Here is a 20,560-nt window from a genome sequence, read left to right as displayed (position 1 = left end):
CCGGCTTCGATGACCTGAAGCAACTCGCTGCCGAAACCTACATAACTCTTTGTTTACCAAGGAGTTTTCCGTTTCGACTGCGCCGGAAGTGGGGCGAATTATAGACAGATATAAAACGCCGTCAACAGTTAATTTCAGGTTTATTCGGATTTAAGCGTAATACGCGCAAATGCCTTCTTGCCGGCCTGGCAAACGTGGGTCGCGCCCAGCTCGTATATAAAGGTGCGATCGACAACCTCACCATCTATACGCACACCACCGGAACCCAGAAGGTCGCGCGCCACTGCCGAGTTCTTCACCAGGCCCGCCTTATTAAGGACAGCAGCGATTGGCATTGCCTCGCCAGCAGTCAATTCGATCTCAGGCAAATCATCCGGCAGCTCGCCATCCTTCATACGGTTACCCGCAGCACGATGAGCACTGGCAGCAGCCTCTTCGCCATGGAAACGCGCCACGATCTCTTCAGCGAGCTTGATCTTCACGTCCCGCGGATTCGCACCCGCCTCTACATCGGCACGCAATGCATTGATCTCATCCATCGAGCGGAAGCTCAACAGCTCGAAGTAACGCCACATCAGCGCATCAGGAATCGAGACGAGCTTGCCGTACATCACACCCGGCGCTTCCTGGATACCTACATAGTTACCCAGAGACTTGGACATCTTCTTGACGCCATCCAACCCCTCCAGCAACGGCATGGTCAGAATGCATTGAGCTTCTTGCCCATACGCACGCTGCAGCTCACGCCCCATCAGCAGGTTGAACTTCTGATCGGTACCGCCCAACTCGACATCGGCACGCAACGCCACCGAGTCATACCCCTGAACCAGCGGGTACAGGAACTCATGGATAGCGATCGGCTGATTGGTGGAGTAGCGCTTGTCGAAGTCATCGCGCTCAAGCATGCGAGCAACGGTGTACTGGGACGTCAGACGAATGAAGTCCGCGGGCCCCATCTGATCCATCCAGGTGGAGTTGAACGCCACCTCGGTCTTGGCCGGATCAAGAATCTTGAAGACCTGGGTCTTGTAGGTCTCGGCGTTATCGAGAACCTGCTCACGAGTCAGCGGCGGACGCGTCGCGCTCTTGCCGCTCGGATCGCCGATCATCCCGGTGAAGTCACCTATAAGGAAGATCACCTGATGCCCCAGCTCCTGGAACTGACGCAGCTTATTAATAAGCACGGTATGCCCAAGGTGCAGATCCGGCGCCGTCGGATCAAAGCCAGCCTTAATACGCAGGGGCTGGCCACGCTTGAGCTTTTCGATCAGCTCAGCTTCAACCAACAGTTCTTCCGCACCACGTTTGATCAGCGCTAGCTGCTCTTCAACCGACTTCATAACAGACCCGCAAGGCTCAGATTCAAAAGGGAACCAACCATACAAGATCAGGGACTAATTACAAGTTTTGCCCTGCGCACGGACACCGTTCAGCAAGCCTAGCGTTCGCAAGCTTGCACCACAGATGATTTGGTTATATTTTATACAGTTATTTCATCTTCATCATGTCATTCATCTTTTCCAATTCATCTTTTCAAAGTCAAAATTACTTATGACCACAGAACCGTCTAAAGCGCCGCCGCTTTACCCGAAGACCCACCTGCTCGCCGCAAGTGGGATCGCCGCCCTTCTGAGCCTGGCACTCCTGGTATTCCCTTCCAGCGATGTAGAAGCCAAACGAACGACACTGAGCCTTGACCTTGAAAGTCCGGTTGAGCAACTGACACAAGATCAAGACGCTTCCGACGCACTACAAGCCACAAATGGCGCCGCAGAATCGCCGTTTGCCCAGATCGAAAACAGCGCCGAAGACACCCAAGAGACCGCACAGGCCACGCCGGCGGTAGAAGCACCGAAGAACCCGCTACACCGGGAAGTCATTGTTGCCAAAGGCGACACCCTGTCGACCCTGTTCGAAAAGGTCGGCCTTCCCGCCGCGACAGTTAACGATGTACTGGCAAGCGACAAGCAGGCCAAGCAGTTCACCCAGCTCAAGCACGGCCAGAAGCTTGAATTCGAGTTCACCCCCGACGGCCAGTTGAACAACCTGCACAGTAGCGTCAGCGACCTGGAAAGCATCACGCTGACCAAGGGCGCCAAGGGCTTTGCGTTCAATCGAGTCACTACCAAGCCAGTCATGCGCTCTGCGTATGTACACGGAGTGATCAACAGCTCTTTGTCGCAATCCGCCGCCCGCGCCGGTTTGTCCCACAGCATGACCATGGATATGGCCAGCGTGTTTGGCTACGACATCGACTTCGCCCAGGACATTCGCCAGGGTGACGAATTCGACGTGATCTACGAGCAGAAGGTCGCCAACGGAAAGGTCGTAGGCACTGGCAACATCCTTTCGGCGCGGTTCACCAACCGTGGCAAGACCTACACCGCAGTGCGCTACACCAACAAACAAGGCAACAGCAGCTACTACACCGCCGACGGCAACAGCATGCGCAAGGCTTTCATCCGTACTCCGGTTGACTTCGCCCGTATTAGCTCGCGTTTCTCGATGGGTCGCAAGCATCCAATTCTGAACAAAATTCGCGCACACAAAGGCGTCGACTACGCCGCGCCACGTGGTACGCCAATCAAGGCTGCCGGTGACGGCAAGGTATTGCTCGCCGGTCGCCGTGGTGGCTATGGCAACACCGTGATCATCCAACACGGCAACACGTACCGTACGCTGTATGGCCATATGCAAGGTTTTGCCAAAGGTGTGCAGACGGGCAGTAACGTCAAGCAAGGCCAGGTGATCGGCTACATCGGCACCACCGGCCTGTCTACCGGCCCGCACCTGCACTACGAGTTCCAGGTCAACGGCGTGCACGTCGACCCACTGGGCCAGAAGCTGCCAATGGCCGATCCAATCGCCAAGGCCGAGCGCGCACGCTTCCTGCAGCAGAGCCAGCCACTGATGGCCCGCATGGATCAGGAGCGCTCCACTCTCCTGGCCTCGGCGAAACGCTAAGCCATGTCGCTCTATATAGGTGTGATGTCCGGGACCAGCCTTGATGGCCTGGACATTGCGCTGATCGAGCAGGCGCCGGCGATCAAGCTGATCGCCACCCACTACATCCCCATGCCTGAATCCCTGCGTTCCGAGCTGCTTGGCCTTTGCGCCAGCGGCCCGGACGAGATTGCCCGTTCGGCAATCGCCCAGCATAACTGGGTGACACTCGCCGCCCAGGGTATTCATGCCCTGCTGGATCAGCAGAAACTCAAAGCCCAGGACATTCGTGCGATTGGCAGTCACGGGCAAACCATTCGCCACGAACCTGCACGGGGCTTTACCGTACAGATCGGCAACCCGGCGCTGCTCACCGAGTTGACCGGAATCACCGTCGTCAGTGACTTCCGCAGCCGCGATGTCGCCGCCGGCGGGCAAGGCGCTCCGCTGGTGCCCGCCTTTCATGAGGCATTGTTTGGCGAGCGTACGGGCAACCGCGCCGTGCTGAACGTCGGCGGCTTCAGTAATCTCAGCTTGATCGAGACTGGCAAACCGGTCGCCGGCTTTGACTGCGGCCCGGGGAATGTCCTGCTCGATGCCTGGATCCTGCAGCAACGCGGCGAGAACTTTGACCGCGATGGCCAGTGGGCAGCCGGCGGAAACGTTGAGCCACAGCTACTCCAGGCATTACTCGGCGACCCATTCTTCGTGACCAAAGGGCCAAAAAGCACTGGGCGCGAAGTCTTCAACCTGGGATGGCTGGAACATCACTTGGGCCGGTTACCGCCATTCGCAGCTCAGGACGTGCAAGCCACGCTGCTTGAGCTCACCGCCCTGACCATCGTCGAATCCCTGAAAACCGCCCAACCACAGACCGAAACCCTGCTGGTCTGCGGCGGTGGCGCCCACAACGCAACCTTGATGAACCGCCTGAGCACCTTGCTGCCCGCCACTCAAGTGAGCAGCACCGCCACCTACGGCGTAGACCCGGACTGGGTCGAGGCCATGGCCTTCGCCTGGCTGGCCCATTGCTGCCTCGAAGGCATCGCCGCCAACCGCCCCAGCGTCACCGGCGCCCGCGGGCTTCGCGTACTCGGCGCGATCTACCCCGCCTGAACCCCACACAGCAAAACGCCGCTTGGCCCTATCAAGGCCAAGCGGCGTTTTCACATCCGCTGTCGATCAGATCGAGAACGAAGACCCGCAACCACACGTGGTGGTTGCATTCGGGTTCTTGATCACGAAGCGCGAACCTTCCAGACCTTCCTGATAATCCACCTCGGCTCCTGCCAGGTACTGGAAGCTCATCGGATCCACGACCAGGCTTACGCCCTCGCGCTCAACGATGGTGTCGTCATCGGCCACGTCTTCATCGAAGGTGAAACCGTACTGAAACCCTGAACAACCGCCGCCCGTAACAAATACGCGCAGCTTCAAGCGATCATTACCCTCTTCATCGACCAGGCTCTTCACCTTGTGCGCGGCACCGTGGGTGAATTGCAAAGCCGTGGGGGTGAAGGATTCAACGCTCATGCTGATAATCTCCCGGCGTAGCGCCGCCATATGCGTGATGGCGGGCATTATCCGCTTCTCCTAGAAAAGCGGTCAACTATTGTTACGGTATATCAATCTGCGCAGCGGCCATTAAAAACACGAAAGGCCCGATCAACGGGCCTTTGCGCAACAGCAGAAAACTTACGGCAGCATGCCCGCGTGGGACAGGCCCAGCTTCTCGTCCAGGCCAAACAGGATGTTCATGTTCTGCACCGCCTGGCCCGAAGCACCCTTCACCAGGTTATCGATCACCGACAACACCACCACCAGGTCACCATCCTGTGGGCGGTGCACTGCAATACGGCACACGTTGGCACCACGCACGCTGCGGGTTTCCGGGTGGCTGCCCGCCGGCATCACGTCGACGAACGGTTCATTGGAATAGCGCTTTTCAAACAGCGCCTGCAGATCCACCGAGCGATCGACGACCGTTGCATACAGCGTTGAGTGGATCCCGCGAATCATCGGCGTCAGGTGCGGCACAAACGTCAGGCCGACATCCTTACCCGCCGCGCGACGCAGCCCCTGGCGAATTTCCGGCAAGTGGCGATGGCCTTTGACTGCATAGGCTTTCATGCTTTCCGACGTCTCGGAGTACAGCGAACCTACCGCTGCACCCCGACCCGCACCACTGACACCCGACTTGCAGTCAGCAATCAGGCGCGATGCATCCGCCAACCCGGCCTCCAGCAATGGCAGGAAACCCAACTGCGTGGCGGTCGGATAGCAACCCGGCACGGCGATCAGACGTGCTTGCTTGATCTGCTCACGATTGACTTCCGGCAGGCCATACACCGCCTCTTCCAGTAACTCCGGCGCGCCGTGAGGCTGGCCGTACCACTTGGCCCACTCATCGGCGTCCTGCAGGCGGAAGTCTGCCGACAAGTCGATCACCTTCGTACCAGCGGCCAGCAACTCGCCCGCCAGGGCGTGGGCCACACCGTGGGGCGTGGCGAAGAACACCACATCACACGCGCCCAGGGTCTTGATGTCCGGAACGCTGAACGCCAGGCCGTCATAGTGGCCTCGCAGGTTCGGGTACATGTCGGCCACAGCCAGGCCGGCCTCGGATCGGGAAGTGATCACCACCACCTCAGCTTGCGGATGCTGAGCCAACAAACGCAGCAATTCGACACCGGTGTAACCCGTGCCGCCGACGATACCGACCTTGACCATAAACCTGCCCTCAACGAACCCACTGGAAAGCCGTCGATAATAGGGTCCGTATCGTCCTGCGACAACCGTCAACGTGACGTGTAGACGCTTGAGCCACTACTATCTTCAGCTACCGTGAACCTGGGAATAACTAAAAATGCTTTATCTATGGGTCAAAGCCTTCCATATCATCAGCATCGTCTGCTGGTTTGCCGGGCTGTTCTACCTTCCGCGCCTGTTCGTCTACCACGCTCAAAGCGAGGACACCGTCAGCAAGGAACGCTTCAGCGTCATGGAGCGCAAGCTGTACCGCGGCATCATGGGCCCGGCAATGATTGCCAGCCTGGTGTTCGGTGGCTGGCTGATCTACCTCAACCCCGCCATCTTTCAATCCGGCGCCTGGATCCACGCCAAGTTGACCCTGGTAGTACTGCTGATCGGCTACCACCACATGTGCGGCGCACAGGTAAAACGTTTTGCCCGTGGCGAAAACACCCGCAGCCATGTCTTTTATCGCTGGTTCAATGAAGTGCCAGTTCTGATATTGCTGGCTATCGTAATTTTGGTCGTGGTCAAACCGTTCTAATTTCTATTACTCGGGGTACTTCCAATGTCGCTGCCCGCTTCGCTCGAACAAAATCTGCGCCTGCCTGTAGTGGCTGCGCCGATGTTTCTGATTTCCAACCCGCAACTGGTACTGGCCTGCTGCCGCAACGGGATCGTCGGGAGTTTCCCGGCGCTCAACCAGCGCGAAAGCAGCGGTTTCAAGGCGTGGCTGGAAGAGATCGAAGCGGGCCTGGCGCTGCTGGACAAGCCGGCGCCCTATGCGGTCAACCTGATCGTGCACAACAGCAACCCGCGTGTGGAAGCTGACCTGGCGATCTGCGTCGAACACAAGGTGCCGATCGTCATCACCAGCCTGGGCGCGGTGAAAGAATTGGTGGACGCCGTGCACAGCTACGGCGGCCTGGTATTCCACGACGTCACCACCCGGCGCCATGCCGAGAAAGCCGCTGAAGCCGGCGTCGACGGCCTGATCGCCGTCGCGGCGGGCGCCGGTGGCCACGCCGGTACCTGGAGCCCGTTTTCGCTGATTGCAGAGATTCGTCAGTTCTTCGACAAGACCCTGCTACTCGCCGGCTGCCTCAACCACGGCCACGAAATCCTCGCGGCACAACTACTCGGCGCCGACCTGGCCTATTTCGGCACCCGTTTTATCGGCACCACCGAAAGCCACGCCCCGGATGCTTATAAAGAGATGCTGCTCACATCGCGCGCCGCCGACATCGTGCACACTCCAGCCGTCTCCGGTGTGCCCGCAAGCTTCATGCGCCAGAGCCTGGAAAACGCCGGTTTCGACCTCGCTGCGCTGCAAGGCAAGGGCGAAGTCAATTTCGGCTCCAAGCTCAAGCCACTCAACGACGAGGCCAAAGCCTGGAAGACCGTATGGTCTGCCGGCCAGGGCGTCGGTGAGATAGATGATTTGCCCAGTGTCGATGAACTCGTGGCCCGCCTGGATGCCGAATACCGCAAGGCGCTCGAACACGCGGCACAATTGCCTGAACGCTGGCCACGCTGATCCGCGATGTAAAGCCTGCTGATCGAAGCAGGCCTCCCCTATTCCAGTGACAAGGATGCCCGCATGAGCGACAACCGTTTCAAGATTGTGTTTGATGGCGCATTGCTCCCGGGCGTCGAGAGCACCACCGCCAAGCTGAACCTCGCCGAGCTGTTCAAAAGCGAGGTCGATGCGATCGAAAAACTCTTCACCGGCCGCCCTGTCGCCCTGAAACGCGACCTTTCCCGCGCCGATGCCGAAACCTACCTGCAAGCGCTGAAAAATGCCGGTGTCGATGCGCGCATAGAAGAAGAGCAGCCCGTCGCCTTCAGCCTTGCCGAAACCCACGAAACGGGCTCCGGCAGCTCGACCGATTACACAACCCCCGCCGCATCACCTTACGCCCCGCCCCGGGCCGCCGTAGGCGAGAACCTGCCGGAGTTTTCCACCCTTAAAGTATTCACCGTCAACGGCCGTATCGGGCGCTTGCGCTTCCTGGCGTGGACACTGGTATTGAGCGTGGTGATGCTGCTCGTCTCGGGCGCGTTCTTTACTGTCGGGCTGGGCATCGCTGCGGTGTCTCCGACGATTGCCATGGTCATTGGCTTCCTGGTCGGGATCGCCCTACTCGTGGCCGCCGTGTGGGTCAGCGTGCAGATCACCGTACAGCGCCTGCATGACCTGGGTTGGTCCGGCTGGCTGTGGTTCCTGCACCTGGTGCCGTTCGTAGGCAGCATCTTCCCGATTCTGCTGATGGTTCTCCCGGGCAATACCGGCGCCAACCAGTACGGCGCGCCACCGCCGCGCAACTCTACCGCGGTGAAAGTCCTGTCTGCCCTGTGGCTGGCATTCATTCCGCTGATCTTTGCCGGCGCGGTGCTGGTGGGCATGAGCGGCTACCTGGACCAACTGGAAAGCGACGTAGGCGCCAGCTACGAAAGCAGCTCCATCAATTCCGATGACGACAGCGACCAGGCCACCGCCGTCGATGAAGTCGATGTGCAAAGTGCTGACGACACAGCCGAACCTGTAGACTCTACGCAACAGTGAAAAACGCCCGACGCCTGTGACGCCTCTGTCACAGGCCCGGTAGCGTTGCGATGGAGAAACGCATGACCCGTTACGCTCTGATCACCGGTGCCTCCAGCGGCATCGGCCTGGCCTTGGCCGAAGCACTGGCCCGTCGCGGCCGCAGCTTGATTCTGGTGGCCCGCCAGCGTGATCAGTTGGAAAGCATTGCAATCGAATTGACCCAACGCTTTGGCGTCGAGGTGCTGTTCCGCGCCTGCGACCTGGGCGAGCCCTTGCGCCTGTCCGGGTTCCTGCTGGAGCTTGAGGAGGGCGAACGGCAGATCGACCTGCTGGTCAACTGCGCCGGCATCGGCACCAGCGGCCCGTTCCTGGCACAGGACTGGATGACCGAGCAGGACCTGATGGAAGTCAACATCCTGGCCCTGACCCGCATGTGCCACGCTCTCGGCAATGCGATGGCCCTGCACGGCGGTGGGCAGATTCTCAACGTCGCATCGGTTGCCGCCTTCCAGCCGGGCCCCTGGATGAGCACCTACTACGCCAGCAAGGCCTACGTGCTGCACTTTTCCGAAGGCTTGCGCGAAGAACTCAAAACCTGTGGCATCAAGGTTTCCGTCCTCTGCCCCGGCCCGACCCGTACCGCGTTCTTCGGCACCGCACAAATGGACACTGCCAAACTGGACCGCAGCCAACAGCTGATGAGCCCGGAGGAAGTTGCGCTCTACACCGTGCGCGCCCTGGCCAAGAACAAAGCCATCATCATTCCCGGCCGGCGTAATCGCTGGCTGGCGTTAAGCCCGCGCTTCAGCCCGCGCTGGCTGACGCGCAAGATTGCCGGCGCCATCAACAAGGCCTATTGCCCGCGCTGACCCGCTGAGTACACTCACCTTGCACTTTCACAATGGAGAAACAGCTGTGGATACTCTGTTCACCAAGATCATCAACAGAGAAATACCCGCGAGAATCATCTACGAAGATGACCAGGTCCTGGCCTTCCACGACATCGCGCCAATGGCACCCGTGCATTTCCTGGTGATTCCGAAAAAGCCGATCCGCACCCTTAACGACCTCACCGAGGAAGACAAGGCGCTGGCCGGGCATATCCTGTTCACCGCCCAACGCCTGGCCGTTGAACAAGGCTGCGAAAAGGGCTTCCGTGTGGTGATGAACTGCAATGAAGATGGCGGGCAGACTGTTTATCACATCCATATGCATGTTCTGGGTCAGCGCCAGATGAACTGGCCGCCGGGTTGAGCACCACCAGTGGCGAGGGAGCTTGCTCCCGCTCGGTCGCGTAGCGGCCGCATAAAACCGGGAGCGCTGCGCACTCCAGCGGGAGCAAGCTCCCTCGCCACACAAGCAATTTGACCCAGCGCAAACGCTTCACCCTCTCTTGCGGTAAACTGGCCGCCGAGATTCTTCCCGGAGGTCAGCATGACTACCCAACGTCACTACTCGCCGATTGACCGTCTGTTGCTGCAAGCCGATACGGCCATGCGCACGCTGCTGCCATTCAGCGGCCAACCGCACCGCCCGTCGCCCGCCATCGTGCAGCCCGAAGCGCAAATGAGCGAGAGCGACACCCGTCACGTCGCCGGCCTGATGCGCATCAACCATACCGGTGAAGTCTGTGCCCAGGCGCTGTACCAGGGCCAGGCCCTGACCGCCAAGCTGCCGCAAGTGCGCGCCGCAATGGAACATGCCGCCGAAGAAGAAATTGACCATTTGGCCTGGTGCGAACAACGCATCCGCCAGTTGAACAGCCATCCCAGCGTGCTGAACCCGCTGTTCTACGGCCTGTCGTTTGGCATTGGAGCAGTGGCCGGGTTGATCAGCGACAAAGTCAGCCTGGGTTTTGTGGCCGCCACCGAGCATCAGGTGTGCAAGCACCTCAACGAACACCTTGAGCAACTGCCGGCCGAGGACGAAAAATCCCGGGCGATTCTTGAGCAGATGCGCATAGATGAAGAGCATCACGCCGAAAGCGCGCTGGACGCCGGCGGCTTCCGCTTCCCGGCACCGGTGAAATTCGGCATGAGCCTGCTGGCCAAGGTCATGACCAAGAGCACTTACCGCATCTGAGGCCGGCCCTGTAGGAGCGAGCTTGCTCGCGAAAAACGCAAGAGCACCGCATTCATTCAGGATGTCCGCGTTATCGTTAACGCCCATCGCGAGCAAGCTTGCTCCTACAAAAAACCAGAAAGGGCGCTTTTTAGCGCCCTTTCTTTTTGCCTGCTGATTGAGGAATCAGCCCAACTCAATGATCTCGTAGTCATGAGTAATGGCAACGCCCGCAGCGCCCAGCATGATCGAGGCCGAGCAGTACTTCTCGGCCGACAGCTCAATGGCACGCTTGACCTGGGCTTCTTTCAACGACCGGCCCTTGACCACGAAATGCATGTGGATCTTGGTAAACACCTTCGGGTCTTCGGTGGCACGCTCGGCTTCCAGGAACGCTTCGCAGCTTTCCACCGCCTGTCGGGACTTCTTCAAGATGCTGACCACGTCGAAATTGCTGCAACCGCCTACACCGAGCAGGAGCATTTCCATCGGGCGTACGCCCAGGTTGCGGCCACCGGCCTCCGGCGGGCCATCCATGACCACCACGTGGCCACTGCCCGACTCACCGAGGAACATGGCTTCGCCCGCCCATTGGATGCGTGCCTTCATCGCCCAGACTCCACTGCTAAAAAAGGGTCGCCAGCTTAGCACAGGGTTTTGGGGCGGCAGAGTTTCCCATGAAAGCGATCAACAGCAGGGTTTGCCGGGTAAATTCCCTAATGTAGTCAGAATGTGTCTGTTAAGCTGGCGCCAAATCAATGGCGCATTGCCATCCATTGGATGATGTAGCTTAGCCGTTGATCGCGCTGGATAAAAAAACAAGCTCAACAACACCGTGCAGTCTTTTCGGGATACAACCATGGTTGCTATTACTCCCACACCCAAAATCAAGAACCTCGACAAACTGCTGATGCATTGTCAGCGCCGGCGTCATCCGGCCAAGCACAACATCATCTGCGCGGGCGAGCGCTCGGAATCCCTGTTCTTCATTATCAAAGGCTCAGTCACCATCCTGATCGAGGATGACGATGGCCGCGAAATGATCATCGCCTACCTCAATACCGGTGATTTCTTCGGCGAACTCGGACTTTTCGAACAAGCCGGCAAGGAACAGCAGCGCAGTGCCTGGGTGCGGGCCAAGGTCGAATGCGAAGTCGCCGAGATCAGCTATGCGAAGTTTCGCGAATTGGCCCAGCAGGATCCCGACATTCTGTATGCCCTGAGCGGGCAGATCGCCCAGCGCCTGCGCGACACCACGCGCAAAGTCGGCGACCTGGCGTTCTTTGACGTCACCGGCCGGGTCGCCCGCTGCCTGCTGGAACTGTGCAAGCAACCGGACGCCATGACCCATCCCGACGGGATGCAGATCAAGATCACCCGCCAGGAAATCGGCCGGATCGTGGGTTGCTCAAGGGAAATGGTAGGCCGGGTGCTCAAGGACCTGGAAGAACGCAACCTGGTCCATGTCAAAGGCAAGACCATGGTGGTGTACGGCACTCGCTAAACCGGCAGGAAGCTCGCCAACATCTGCCGGTACAACGCATCGAGCCGGGCAATCGCGTCAGGCGCAGCGAAGGCTTCGTGCAAGGCAATGTGGCTTTCGGCGCGCACCCGCTGTTCCAGGCCACACGCTTGATTGAAGCGATTGACCGCAGCGATCAGCTCGACGCGATCGTCATCCAGCAGTAACGCACCGTGCACCAATCCCACCGGGCGCCCGCCACTTTGGCGCCAGCGTTGGGCGGTACCGACCATTTTGCGGCCATCGAGGTTGACGTTATAGCGACCGTCGCAAAACGCACCGTCAATCTCGCCCACCGAGGCATTGCCACCCAACTCGATCAGCAGATCGCAAATCGGTTGGCACAAACGCTGGTAACCGGTTTCGATGCGGCCCTGGTCACCTTCACTGCGCGGCGGCGCATAGACCAGCGCGATGTTGACCGTGGCCGCCGATTGCGGAACCGGCTCGCCGCCGGTTTCCCGCAACAGCACCGGCCAACCGGCGTCGGCCGACACCTGGCTGGCCGTCTCGAATGCCGGAAGCCGGCTCAGGCGACGGGGCATCACCAACGCCTGGTCATTCGGTTGCCAGAACAACAGGCCGAACGGCTGCTCATCCGCGCAGACCGCGGCGAGCAAATCCTGCTCGGCCTTAAGGCCGGCCTCGACCGTCATCGCCACCGGCTGGGTCATCATCAATCCAGGGTCGAGCCGCTGACGGCGACGCCACGTTCCGGGAAGAACAGGCGCTGCAGTTCAGCCCCCGGGTTCTCGGCGCGCATGAAGGTTTCGCCCACCAGGAACGAATACACGCCGCTGATTTCCATCAGCTCCACATCCGCACGATTGACGATGCCGCTTTCGGTAATCACCAACCGGTCACGCGGGATACGCGGCAACAGGTCCAGGGTATTTTCCAGGCTGACTTCAAAGGTGTGCAGGTTGCGGTTGTTGACGCCCACCAACGGTGTGTCGAGGGTTTTCAGCGCGCGCTCCAGCTCATCACCGTCATGCACTTCAACCAGCACGTCGAGGCCGACGCTTTTGGCCACGGCAGCCAGTTCGGCCATCTTCACGTCATCCAGTGCGGAGACGATCAGCAGCACGCAATCGGCGCCCAGCGCACGGGCTTCGATGATCTGGTACGGGTCAACCATGAAATCCTTGCGGATCACCGGCAGCGAGCACGCCGCGCGGGCTTGCTGCAGGTACAGGTCGGAACCCTGGAAATAGTCGATATCGGTCAGCACCGAAAGGCACGTGGCGCCGCCCTTCTCATAGCTCTTGGCAATGTCTTCAGGGACGAAGATCTCGCGAATCACGCCCTTGCTCGGCGAAGCTTTTTTGATTTCAGCGATGACGGCCGGCTGCTTGTCCTTGGCCTGCTTGATCAGCGCATTGGCAAAACCGCGGGGCGCATCAGCGCTTTTCGCCAGGCCTTCCAGCTCGGCCAGGCTGACACGGGCACGGCGCTCGGCGACTTCCTCTGCCTTGCGGGCGAGGATTTTTTCCAGAACGGTCGGAACACTCATCCTTCATTCTCCACTTTGAACACCGCAGTAAACGCACCCAGTTCTTCGAGCTTTTCACGCGCCAGCCCGGTGTGCAACGCATCATGAGCGAGGGCGACGCCCTCTTTAAGACTGTAGGCGTGATCTGCGGCATACAGCGCCGCACCGGCGTTGAGCACAATCATTTCTGCGGCTTTCTGGCCGTTTTCAGTCTTGCGACGCCCAAGGGCATCGCGAATCAATTCAAGGGAGGCCGCCGGGCTTTCCACCGCCAGGCCGTGCAGGCTCTGGCTTTTCATGCCGAGATCTTCAGGCTCGACCCAATACTCGGTGACCTGGTCGTCCTTCAACTCCGCCACGAAGGTCGGTGCTGCCAGGCTGAATTCGTCCAGGCCGTCCTTGGAATGCACCACCAGCACGTGCTTGCTGCCCAGGCGCTGCAACACTTCGGCCAATGGCCGGCACAACGCCTGGCTGAACACGCCCACCACCTGATGCTTCACGCCGGCCGGATTCGTAAGCGGGCCGAGCATGTTGAACAGGGTGCGCAAGCCCAGATCTTTACGCGGGCCGGCGGCGTGTTTCATAGCCCCGTGATGGGACTGGGCAAACATAAAGCCGATACCGACGTTATCAATGCAACGCGCCACTTGTACCGGGGTCAGGTTCAGGTAGATGCCTGCTGCTTCCAGCAAGTCGGCGCTGCCGCTTTTACCCGACACCGCACGGTTACCGTGCTTGGCCACGGTACAGCCGGCAGCTGCCACCACGAAGGAAGAGGCCGTCGACACGTTGAAGATATTCGCACCGTCGCCGCCGGTGCCGACCACGTCGACCACACCGTCGAGGGTCTTGAGCTCGACCTTGTCGGCCAGCTCGCGCATCACCGACACGGCGCCGACGATTTCGTCGATGCTCTCACTCTTCATGCGCATTGCCATCATGAACGCGCCAATCTGTGCGTCGGTGCATTGACCGGTCATGATCTCGCGCATCACATCGCTCATTTCAGCGGTGCTCAGGTCCAGATGGCCGACGATACGGCTCAGGGCAGTCTTGATATCCATGAAAAGTCCTTAGCGCGTGCCGCCGCTCTGCTTGAGAAAGTTAGCGAACAGCTCGTAGCCCTGCTCGGTCAAAATCGATTCCGGGTGAAATTGCACCCCTTCCACGTTCAATGTCTTGTGACGCAGGCCCATGATCTCGTCGACGGAGCCGTCTTCCAGTTGGGTCCAGGCCGTCAGCTCAAGGCAATCGGGCAGGGTTTCACGCTTGACCACCAGAGAGTGGTAGCGGGTGACCGTCACCGGCAGGTTCAAACCGTGGAATACGCCCTGGTCCTTATGGAACACCGGGCTGGTCTTGCCGTGCATCACCTGGCGGGCGCGAACCACGTCGCCGCCGAATGCCTGGCCGATGGACTGATGGCCCAGGCACACGCCCAGGATCGGCAACTTGCCGGCGAAGAACTTGATGGCTTCCAGGGAAATACCCGCTTCGGTCGGGGTGCACGGGCCTGGGGAAACGACGATGCGTTCTGGGTTCAACGCGGCGATTTGCGCCACGGTCAGTTCGTCATTGCGCACCACCTTGACCTCGGCGCCGAGCTCGCCAAGGTACTGCACAACGTTGTAGGTAAAGGAGTCGTAGTTATCAATCATCAGCAACATGTGGGTTAAAACCTCTTGAATTCACTGACTTCTAATGACGGCCTTCCAAGGGAGTGACCCGCTGCCAGACGCACTTTCAGGTTGCCGGGGTTGGCCGGCAAGGGGCGTCGAACAAAGGGTGAAGAAGGCAAATCGGTACAGGTCCGGCGTGGCCGGTAGAGAAAAGTTAGGCGCGCCAACGCCAACGGGCGTGTGCCTTGACTACTCGCATCAAGAGTTTGCTGATGATCAACACGGGGAGGGTCTCATTCATACGTCCAAGCACAGTAACGTAGCCTCGCCAGCGGTGCAATATGGCGCCGCAAATACGGGGGAAACTGCCTGCCCGATAATTGGCGTCAATTTTTTCAGAACCCTTGGGAGGTCGCTACAGTCATAGTGCAGACAAAAAAATAAAATCATGGACGGACTCATGACCAAAAAGCCCTACTTCGCCCCACTCGTCGGCTGCCTGTTAACTCTGGCTTGCTCCCAGGCGTTCGCCGCACCATCGCCCTACTCGACCATGATCGTGTTCGGCGACAGCCTGGCTGATGCCGGGACTTTCGCAGACCCTGGCGCCCCCGGCTCAACCTATCGCTTCACCAACCGCACCGGCCCGCAATACTTTGACGGCAGCGGCGAAAGCACTTCGCTGATCTCCTCGACGTTATTGGGCGGCAAGCTGGGGGTTGCCCCGGGCGACCTGAATGCCTCCACCTCCCCGGAGCGCGCCGCGCTGGGCCAGGCAGACGGCAATAACTGGGCCGTCGGCGGCTACACCACCCAGCAAATCTACGATGCCATCACCGGTAACTCCACCGTCACCGATAGCGACACCGGGCAAGTGTTGCGTACACGCCCCGGCTACCTCGCATCAACGGGCGGCCGAGCCGACCCCAACGCGTTGTACTTTCTCTCCGGCGGCGGTAATGACTTCCTCGACGGCCTGGTACTCAGCCCCGATCAGGCTTCGGCCGCAGCCGGGCGCCTGGCCAACAGCGCCCAGGCCCTGCAACAGGCTGGAGCCCGTTATGTGATGGTGTGGATGCTGCCGGACCTGGGCCTTACACCGGCCGTCAATGGCACGCCGCTCCAAGGCACCGTCAGCGCCCTGGCCGGCGTCTTCAACCAGACATTGGTCCAGCGCCTGTCACAAATAGACGCACAGATCATCCCGCTGAACATTCCGTTGCTGCTCAAGGAAACCTTCGCCGACCCCGGGCGCTTTGGCTTTGCCACCGACCAGAATCTCAACCAGACCTGCTTCAGCGGCACCACCTGCAGGAATCCGGTGTATGGCGTCGGCGGCACCAATCCGGACCCGACCAAGCTGATTTACAACGACACCGTCCACCCGACCGAGGCCGGCCAGGTACTGATCGCCGACTACGCGTATTCGCTGCTGGCAGCCCCCTGGGAAATCACCCTGCTTCCGGAAATGGCCCAAGGCACCTTGCGCGCGCATCAGGATTCATTGCGCAACCAATGGCAAGCCGACTCTGGTAGCTGGCAGGCCGTAGGCCAATGGCGGGCGATCGTCGACGCTGGCGGCCAGCACCTGGACTTCGATGATCAGAACAGCTCGGCCAGCGGTGACGGCAGCGGCTATAACCTGAACATCGGTGGCAGCTACAGGCTCAATGACGAGTGGCGAGTGGGTGTGGCAGCAGGCTTCTATCGCCAGAGTCTTGAAGCCGGCGCCAGCGATTCGGACTACAAGCTCAACAGTTATATGGGCACCGCGTTCGCCCAGTATCAGGAAGATCATTGGTGGGCTGACGCTGCGTTGACCGGTGGCAAACTGGACTTCGACAACCTCAAGCGCAAGTTCGCCCTGGGCGTCAGCGAAGGCACCGAGAAAGGCGACACTGACGGCTGGCTATGGGCATTGAGCGCACGGGTTGGGTACGACATCGCCGAGCCGAACAGCGAATGGCATTTCTCGCCCTTTATCAGCGCTGACTATTCGCGGGTCGAGGTGAATGGTTATTCGGAGAAAGATGCCCGTTCTACCGCGCTGACCTTTGATGACCAACAGCGCGACTCCAAGCGCCTGGGAATCGGATTACAAGCCAACTACCGCTTCACCCCGCAAACCCTGGTGTTTGGCGAAGTGGCCCACGAGCACGAGTTTGAAAACGATACGCAGCGAGTGGGCATGTCTCTCAACAGCGTGCCGGGGATTGATTTCAAACTGGACGGCTACACGCCACGCAGCAATTCGGATCGCTTGAACCTGGGGATTACCCACAAGGTGACCAAGGACCTTGCGCTGAACGCGGCCTATAACGTGAGAAAGGATGACAACTTTACCCAGCAAGGGCTGAGTGTCGGGGTGAGCCTGGATTTCTGAGCCGATCTAACATCCCCCACAAAACAACTGTGGGAGCTGGCTTGCCTGCGATAGCGGTAGATCAGTCAACTAATCTATCGACTGTCACACCGCCATCGCGGGCAAGCCCGGCTCCCACATTTGGATCGAGATCAGCAGTCAGCCCTGCGGCGTTTGCTCAGCCAGCGCCACAGCCCGGAACATCGCCCGGCGCTTGTTCAGCGTCTCTTCCCACTCCAGGGCCGGCACCGAGTCGGCCACAATCCCACCGCCCGCCTGCACATGCAGTTCGCCGTCCTTGATCACCGCCGTACGGATCGCGATGGCGGTGTCCATGTTGCCGTTCCAGGCGAAATACCCCACCGCACCGCCATACACACCACGCTTGACCGGCTCCAGTTCGTCGATGATTTCCATCGCACGAATCTTCGGCGCACCCGACAAGGTGCCCGCCGGCAGGATCGCCCGCAGCGCATCCATCGCGGTCAACCCGGCCTTCAGCTCGCCGGTGACGTTGGACACGATGTGCATCACGTTGGAATAACGCTCGATCACCATCTTCTCGGTGAGCCTCACCGAACCGATTTCCGAGACACGCCCAGTGTCATTGCGGCCCAGGTCGATCAGCATCAAGTGCTCGGCGATTTCCTTATCATCGCTCAGCAGGTCCTGCTCCAGCGCCAGGTCAGCCTCTTCAGTCGCGCCGCGAGGGCGCGTGCCGGCAATCGGGCGCACGGTGATCAGGTTGTCTTCGACCCGCACCAGCACTTCCGGCGAACTGCCCACCACGTGGAAGTCGCCAAAGTTGAAGAAGTACATGTACGGCGTCGGGTTGAAGCAGCGCAGCGCCCGGTACAAATCAATCGGCGCGGCCTTGAAGTCGATGGACATGCGTTGCGACGGCACCACCTGCATGCAGTCACCGGCAAGGATGTATTCCTTGATGGTATCGACGGCACGCTCGTAGTCATCCTGGGTAAAGCTTGAACGAAAGATCGGATCGGCCGCCGGCGGACGGCTGAGGTCCAGGCCGCGACGCGGAGTGATCGGCTGGCGCAGTTTTTCCAGCAGCGCTTCCAGGCTGGCCTGGCCTTGCTCGAACGCATCGGCCTGGGAAGGATCCGCCAACACAATCGCGTGCATCTTGCCGGCGAGGTTGTCGAACACCACCACCGCGTCGGAGACCATCAGCAGAATGTCCGGCACGCCCAACGGATCTGGGTTCGGGCATTTGCCCAGGCGTTTTTCCACGTAGCGCACGCAGTCGTAGCCGAAGTAGCCCACCAGGCCGCCGTTGAAGCGCGGCAGGCCGGCGATGGTCGGCACGTTGTAGCGCGCCTTGAAGTCTTCGACGAAGGCCAGCGGGTCTTCAACGTCGTGGCTTTCGATCTCGACGCCGTCCAGGGTGATGCTGACATGGTGATCATGTACACGCAGCACCGTGCGGCACGGCAGGCCGATGATCGAATAACGGCCCCACTTCTCGCCGCCCTGCACCGACTCCAGCAGATAGGAGTTGGGCTCGTCGGCCAGTTTCAGGTAGATCGACAGCGGGGTGTCGAAGTCGGCCAGGGTTTCGCAGGCCATGGGGATACGGTTGTAGCCGGCAGCGGCCAAACGCAGGAATTCTTCGCGGATCATGAGGTGCCTCGTGGCATGAGGGTCTAACGGTCAGGTGTGCAAACGTGCCGCAGCGCGGCCAGGATCAGTCAGGCGCGCCAACGCCAGCGGGCCAGGGCCTTGATGACTTTCATCCAGAGTTTGCGAGTGACCACCACGATGGGATTTCCAGAAGGGGATGGAACAGCGTCGGGCAACGTTATCTCAGCGCCCGCTCCCAAGCAACCTGGGATTAACAGCCGCAGGTCATCAATCACCAGCGCCGGGGATTCTTCGGCGATCGGCCGGCCATGGTTGTAGCCGTAACTCAAGGCCACGCACTTGACCCCCGCCGCCTTCGCCGCCAGCACATCGCTGCGCGAATCGCCGACAAACAGCGATTGGGACGCCGGGATATTGGCCATTTTCATCACGAAGAACAGTGCCGCCGGGTCCGGCTTCTTCTGCGGCAAGGTATCGCCACCGATGATCCAGCGGAAATAACGGCCGATCTTCATCTGGTCCAGCAGCGGCGCGACGAAGCGCTCCGGCTTGTTGGTGATCAGGGCCATTTCCACGCCCTGCTTGTGCAGCCACTTCAAGGTGTCGCGCACGCCGGGGTAGACCACGGTCAACTCGTGGCCGTTTTCATAGGCCACGTTGAACAGCTCAAGGGCGTGCTCGGCTTCCACCTCGTCCACGCCCTCGGCATCGATGTTGTTGGCCAGGGCCCGGCGCACCAGCATCTGCACACCGTTGCCGACCCACTCGCGCACCGACTCGACACCCGCCGGCTTGCGCCCGAGCTTGAGCAGCATCTGGTCCACCGCCGCTGCCAGGTCCGGCACCGAATCGATCAACGTACCGTCCAGATCGAACATCACCAGCCGTGGCAGTTTGCCGGGGAACAACTGCTCAAAGCCACTCATGGACGCGCCAGCGCCAGTTCTGCACGCATCTTGGCGATCACTTCCTGATAGTCCGGGGCATTGAAGATTGCCGAGCCGGCGACAAAGGTGTCGGCACCGGCCGCCGCGATTTCGCGGATGTTGTTGACGTTGACGCCACCGTCGATCTCCAGGCGGATATCCCGGCCCGACGCATCGATCAGCGCCCGCGCTTCACGCAGCTTGTTGAGGGTGCCAGGGATGAACTTCTGCCCGCCGAAGCCCGGGTTGACGCTCATCAGCAGCACCATGTCGACCTTGTCCATCACGTACTCGAGCACACTCAGCGGGGTGGCCGGGTTGAACACCAGGCCGGCCTTGCAACCACCCTCACGGATCAACTGCAGGGTGCGGTCCACGTGCAGCGTGGCTTCCGGGTGGAAGGTGATGTAGGTCGCGCCGGCTTCGATGAAGTCACCGACGATGCGGTCTACCGGGCTAACCATCAAGTGTGCGTCGATAGGCGCAGTCACACCGTACTTGCGCAGGGCGGCGCAGACCATCGGACCAATGGTCAGGTTCGGCACATAGTGGTTGTCCATGACATCGAAGTGAACGAAGTCGGCACCGGCGGCCAACACGTTGTCCACTTCCTCACCCAGGCGGGCGAAGTCGGCGGAGAGAATCGATGGAGCAATGACGAAGGGCTGCATGACGCACCTTTTTTGAGCTAAATCACGATGGCGCGCATTGTATACCTCATGCTTTGCCGC

21 protein-coding genes are annotated in these 20,560 nt (G+C 60.0%); 10 read left to right on the top strand and 11 right to left on the bottom strand.

Annotation, left to right across the window (positions count from 1 at the left end):
* Positions 1–140 precede the first annotated feature (140 nt).
* Positions 141–1,340, bottom strand: a complete 1,200-nt coding sequence (gene tyrS, locus HX875_RS11445) for a tyrosine--tRNA ligase (RefSeq protein WP_076962201.1) — start codon at positions 1,338–1,340, stop codon at positions 141–143.
* Positions 1,341–1,551: 211 nt separating this feature from the next.
* Between tyrS and HX875_RS11440 the strand changes: the two genes are divergently transcribed.
* Together HX875_RS11440 and HX875_RS11435 are read left to right on the top strand one after the other, a co-directional pair.
* Positions 1,552–2,964 carry a peptidoglycan DD-metalloendopeptidase family protein gene (locus HX875_RS11440; protein WP_177043274.1) on the top strand — a complete coding sequence of 471 codons (1,413 nt, stop codon included), beginning with the start codon at positions 1,552–1,554 and terminating at the stop codon, positions 2,962–2,964.
* Positions 2,965–2,967: 3 nt separating this feature from the next.
* Positions 2,968–4,059, top strand: a complete 1,092-nt coding sequence (locus HX875_RS11435; RefSeq protein WP_177043273.1) for an anhydro-N-acetylmuramic acid kinase — start codon at positions 2,968–2,970, stop codon at positions 4,057–4,059.
* Between the two features lie 66 nt (positions 4,060–4,125).
* Here HX875_RS11435 and erpA read toward each other — a convergent pair whose 3' ends face one another.
* Both erpA and argC read right to left on the bottom strand, forming a co-directional pair.
* Complete coding sequence (erpA, locus tag HX875_RS11430) at positions 4,126–4,476, bottom strand: iron-sulfur cluster insertion protein ErpA (RefSeq protein WP_003176443.1); 351 nt, start codon at positions 4,474–4,476, stop codon at positions 4,126–4,128.
* 162 nt (positions 4,477–4,638) lie between these two features.
* Positions 4,639–5,673 (bottom strand): N-acetyl-gamma-glutamyl-phosphate reductase, encoded by a 1,035-nt coding sequence (argC, locus tag HX875_RS11425; RefSeq protein ID WP_177043272.1) that lies wholly within the window; start codon positions 5,671–5,673, stop codon positions 4,639–4,641.
* Between the two features lie 136 nt (positions 5,674–5,809).
* Between argC and hemJ the strand changes: the two genes are divergently transcribed.
* The 6 genes from hemJ to coq7 all read left to right on the top strand — a co-directional run bounded on the left by hemJ (position 5,810) and on the right by coq7 (position 10,324).
* On the top strand, positions 5,810–6,238 hold the full coding sequence (hemJ, locus tag HX875_RS11420; protein WP_177043271.1) for a protoporphyrinogen oxidase HemJ: 429 nt from the start codon (positions 5,810–5,812) through the stop codon (positions 6,236–6,238).
* Positions 6,239–6,262: 24 nt separating this feature from the next.
* Positions 6,263–7,231: an NAD(P)H-dependent flavin oxidoreductase gene (locus tag HX875_RS11415; protein WP_177043270.1), complete on the top strand. Its 969-nt coding sequence runs from the start codon at positions 6,263–6,265 to the stop codon at positions 7,229–7,231.
* Between the two features lie 63 nt (positions 7,232–7,294).
* Complete coding sequence (locus tag HX875_RS11410; protein WP_177043269.1) at positions 7,295–8,260, top strand: DUF805 domain-containing protein; 966 nt, start codon at positions 7,295–7,297, stop codon at positions 8,258–8,260.
* A 62-nt stretch (positions 8,261–8,322) separates the two neighbouring features.
* Positions 8,323–9,111: an SDR family NAD(P)-dependent oxidoreductase gene (locus HX875_RS11405; RefSeq protein WP_177043268.1), complete on the top strand. Its 789-nt coding sequence runs from the start codon at positions 8,323–8,325 to the stop codon at positions 9,109–9,111.
* 46 nt (positions 9,112–9,157) lie between these two features.
* Complete coding sequence (locus tag HX875_RS11400) at positions 9,158–9,496, top strand: histidine triad nucleotide-binding protein (protein ID WP_010167221.1); 339 nt, start codon at positions 9,158–9,160, stop codon at positions 9,494–9,496.
* Between the two features lie 180 nt (positions 9,497–9,676).
* On the top strand, positions 9,677–10,324 hold the full coding sequence (coq7, locus tag HX875_RS11395) for a 2-polyprenyl-3-methyl-6-methoxy-1,4-benzoquinone monooxygenase (protein WP_177043267.1): 648 nt from the start codon (positions 9,677–9,679) through the stop codon (positions 10,322–10,324).
* A 165-nt stretch (positions 10,325–10,489) separates the two neighbouring features.
* Here coq7 and HX875_RS11390 read toward each other — a convergent pair whose 3' ends face one another.
* A complete protein-coding gene (locus tag HX875_RS11390) occupies positions 10,490–10,912 on the bottom strand; it encodes an OsmC family protein (RefSeq protein ID WP_177043266.1) in 423 nt (140 codons plus the stop codon).
* Between the two features lie 250 nt (positions 10,913–11,162).
* On the opposite strand from HX875_RS11390, the gene crp reads away from it, so the two are divergent.
* Entirely contained in the window at positions 11,163–11,807 is a 645-nt protein-coding gene (crp, locus tag HX875_RS11385; protein WP_010167230.1) for a cAMP-activated global transcriptional regulator CRP, read from the top strand.
* Here crp and HX875_RS11380 read toward each other — a convergent pair.
* From HX875_RS11380 to HX875_RS11365, 4 genes are read right to left on the bottom strand one after another with little or no spacing between them, the layout of a single operon-like run.
* The gene (locus tag HX875_RS11380; protein ID WP_177043265.1) at positions 11,804–12,502 is read right to left on the bottom strand and encodes a lipoate--protein ligase family protein; all 699 of its coding nucleotides are present in this window, start codon (positions 12,500–12,502) and stop codon (positions 11,804–11,806) included. The genes crp and HX875_RS11380 overlap by 4 nt on opposite strands.
* The gene (trpC, locus tag HX875_RS11375; RefSeq protein WP_177043264.1) at positions 12,502–13,338 is read right to left on the bottom strand and encodes an indole-3-glycerol phosphate synthase TrpC; all 837 of its coding nucleotides are present in this window, start codon (positions 13,336–13,338) and stop codon (positions 12,502–12,504) included. Before trpC ends, HX875_RS11380 begins: the two co-directional genes overlap by 1 nt.
* Entirely contained in the window at positions 13,335–14,384 is a 1,050-nt protein-coding gene (trpD, locus tag HX875_RS11370; protein WP_017476335.1) for an anthranilate phosphoribosyltransferase, read from the bottom strand. The genes trpC and trpD overlap by 4 nt, the downstream gene beginning before the upstream one ends.
* 9 nt (positions 14,385–14,393) lie before the next feature.
* Positions 14,394–14,987 carry an aminodeoxychorismate/anthranilate synthase component II gene (locus HX875_RS11365; RefSeq protein ID WP_177043263.1) on the bottom strand — a complete coding sequence of 198 codons (594 nt, stop codon included), beginning with the start codon at positions 14,985–14,987 and terminating at the stop codon, positions 14,394–14,396.
* A gap of 412 nt (positions 14,988–15,399) precedes the next feature.
* Here HX875_RS11365 and estP point away from each other — a divergent pair, with 412 nt between their 5' ends.
* Entirely contained in the window at positions 15,400–17,322 is a 1,923-nt protein-coding gene (gene estP / locus HX875_RS11360) for an esterase EstP (protein WP_177043262.1), read from the top strand.
* Between the two features lie 138 nt (positions 17,323–17,460).
* On the opposite strand, the gene trpE is transcribed toward estP, so the two are convergent.
* The 3 genes from trpE to rpe all read right to left on the bottom strand — a co-directional run bounded on the left by trpE (position 17,461) and on the right by rpe (position 20,500).
* A complete protein-coding gene (trpE, locus tag HX875_RS11355; RefSeq protein ID WP_177043261.1) occupies positions 17,461–18,942 on the bottom strand; it encodes an anthranilate synthase component I in 1,482 nt (493 codons plus the stop codon).
* 68 nt (positions 18,943–19,010) lie between these two features.
* Positions 19,011–19,829 carry a phosphoglycolate phosphatase gene (locus HX875_RS11350; RefSeq protein ID WP_177043260.1) on the bottom strand — a complete coding sequence of 273 codons (819 nt, stop codon included), beginning with the start codon at positions 19,827–19,829 and terminating at the stop codon, positions 19,011–19,013.
* Positions 19,826–20,500 carry a ribulose-phosphate 3-epimerase gene (gene rpe, locus HX875_RS11345; RefSeq protein ID WP_008434441.1) on the bottom strand — a complete coding sequence of 225 codons (675 nt, stop codon included), beginning with the start codon at positions 20,498–20,500 and terminating at the stop codon, positions 19,826–19,828. The genes HX875_RS11350 and rpe overlap by 4 nt, the downstream gene beginning before the upstream one ends.
* Between the last annotated feature and the right edge of the window lie 60 nt (positions 20,501–20,560).

Origin of the sequence: Pseudomonas yamanorum, assembly GCF_013386765.1 — a bacterium.
Lineage (GTDB): Bacteria > Pseudomonadota > Gammaproteobacteria > Pseudomonadales > Pseudomonadaceae > Aquipseudomonas > Aquipseudomonas yamanorum_A.
The sequence above is the reverse complement of the archived record's forward strand: the minus strand, read 5'-3'. Positions and strand labels throughout refer to the sequence as shown.

Bases quoted from the DNA above. Each gene is read 5' to 3' on its own strand.
- crp (WP_010167230.1), top strand. From the start codon at position 11,163: ATGGTTGCTATTACTCCCACACCCAAAATCAAGAACCTCGACAAACTG.
- rpe (WP_008434441.1), bottom strand. From the start codon at position 20,500: ATGCAGCCCTTCGTCATTGCTCCATCGATTCTCTCCGCCGACTTCGCC.
- hemJ (WP_177043271.1), top strand. From the start codon at position 5,810: ATGCTTTATCTATGGGTCAAAGCCTTCCATATCATCAGCATCGTCTGC.
- HX875_RS11405 (WP_177043268.1), top strand. From the start codon at position 8,323: ATGACCCGTTACGCTCTGATCACCGGTGCCTCCAGCGGCATCGGCCTG.
- erpA (WP_003176443.1), bottom strand. From the start codon at position 4,476: ATGAGCGTTGAATCCTTCACCCCCACGGCTTTGCAATTCACCCACGGT.
- HX875_RS11380 (WP_177043265.1), bottom strand. From the start codon at position 12,502: ATGATGACCCAGCCGGTGGCGATGACGGTCGAGGCCGGCCTTAAGGCC.
- argC (WP_177043272.1), bottom strand. From the start codon at position 5,673: ATGGTCAAGGTCGGTATCGTCGGCGGCACGGGTTACACCGGTGTCGAA.
- HX875_RS11390 (WP_177043266.1), bottom strand. From the start codon at position 10,912: ATGAAGGCACGCATCCAATGGGCGGGCGAAGCCATGTTCCTCGGTGAG.
- HX875_RS11365 (WP_177043263.1), bottom strand. From the start codon at position 14,987: ATGTTGCTGATGATTGATAACTACGACTCCTTTACCTACAACGTTGTG.
- trpC (WP_177043264.1), bottom strand. From the start codon at position 13,338: ATGAGTGTTCCGACCGTTCTGGAAAAAATCCTCGCCCGCAAGGCAGAG.
- HX875_RS11435 (WP_177043273.1), top strand. From the start codon at position 2,968: ATGTCGCTCTATATAGGTGTGATGTCCGGGACCAGCCTTGATGGCCTG.
- trpE (WP_177043261.1), bottom strand. From the start codon at position 18,942: ATGATCCGCGAAGAATTCCTGCGTTTGGCCGCTGCCGGCTACAACCGT.
- estP (WP_177043262.1), top strand. From the start codon at position 15,400: ATGACCAAAAAGCCCTACTTCGCCCCACTCGTCGGCTGCCTGTTAACT.
- HX875_RS11410 (WP_177043269.1), top strand. From the start codon at position 7,295: ATGAGCGACAACCGTTTCAAGATTGTGTTTGATGGCGCATTGCTCCCG.
- coq7 (WP_177043267.1), top strand. From the start codon at position 9,677: ATGACTACCCAACGTCACTACTCGCCGATTGACCGTCTGTTGCTGCAA.
- HX875_RS11415 (WP_177043270.1), top strand. From the start codon at position 6,263: ATGTCGCTGCCCGCTTCGCTCGAACAAAATCTGCGCCTGCCTGTAGTG.
- trpD (WP_017476335.1), bottom strand. From the start codon at position 14,384: ATGGATATCAAGACTGCCCTGAGCCGTATCGTCGGCCATCTGGACCTG.
- tyrS (WP_076962201.1), bottom strand. From the start codon at position 1,340: ATGAAGTCGGTTGAAGAGCAGCTAGCGCTGATCAAACGTGGTGCGGAA.
- HX875_RS11350 (WP_177043260.1), bottom strand. From the start codon at position 19,829: ATGAGTGGCTTTGAGCAGTTGTTCCCCGGCAAACTGCCACGGCTGGTG.
- HX875_RS11440 (WP_177043274.1), top strand. From the start codon at position 1,552: ATGACCACAGAACCGTCTAAAGCGCCGCCGCTTTACCCGAAGACCCAC.